Source organism: Vibrio sp. Y176 (assembly GCF_033438945.1).
In genome coordinates this window covers 1-797 of the sequence record NZ_JAWOQS010000358.1, presented here as the reverse complement: position 1 = coordinate 797, position 797 = coordinate 1, and the positions used below count along the sequence as shown (strand labels likewise).

At 47.6% G+C, this 797-nt stretch carries 2 protein-coding genes; both read right to left on the bottom strand.

Annotated features, from left to right (window positions below; genetic code table 11):
• Positions 1-138, bottom strand: a 138-nt coding sequence (locus tag R7O13_RS26060) for a DUF3135 domain-containing protein (protein WP_318305099.1), incomplete at its 3' end; no start/stop codon positions are given.
• Positions 139-242: 104 nt separating this feature from the next.
• The coding region (locus R7O13_RS26055) for a metalloregulator ArsR/SmtB family transcription factor (RefSeq protein ID WP_318305098.1) at positions 243-797 on the bottom strand (555 nt) is incomplete at its 5' end.

The window sequence follows — 797 nt, the reverse complement described above, 5'->3', positions numbered from 1 at the left end:
CATTTCTTTTGCCATCTCGTGGCGAAATTGTTCAAAGCCTTCTGGATCGCTTTCGGCCATCTGAACCAGTTCATCAAATGAGGGTAATACTTGCGTTGCGTGAGTATGTAGAGTTCTCATCCCTTTCTCCAAATCCATATGGATACTCGTGTTCAATACTACAAGCGTACACCACAGGAATCAGAGTAAAGGATGAATCATTGGCCTGTCTCATTTATAAGAGAGAGCGAAAGGGCCGAAATCTAAGCGCGGATTCGGTAAACGCAGCGACGTTGACCGCTAATGATATGCTCGGTACGCTCGACGGTCGTGTCGTCTCCGAGTAAGGACTGGAACACACTCAGTTCAGATTTGCATAAACTAGGGCAACGCGTGGCGGCTTTACAAATCGGGCAGTGATTCTCGATCAAGATAAACCCGTGCTCATCTTGTTCAAGCTCTGCCATGTAGCCTTCTTTTTCGCGCAGAAAAACCAAAGTTTCCAGTTTGCTTTCTAAAGACTCACATTGGTCGAGGTGCTGGCGATAGTTTTGTAAAGTCAGTTTTTCGCGCTCGGAGGTAACTTTGTCGAGGCCATCTTTACCGAAGATGTGTTCCACGGCTTCGATAAATTGGATGGTGAGTTCGCCATGACGATCGGCGAATTGCTCATGTCCCTTCTGGGTTAAAGACCAATGGCGAGTAGGGCGTCCGACTTTGACTTTTACATCGTGAATCGACAGGATGCCATCATCTTCTAAACCTTGCAGGTGCTGGCGAGCACCCATGGTTGTCATCCCAAGCTCAGAAGAGAGTTG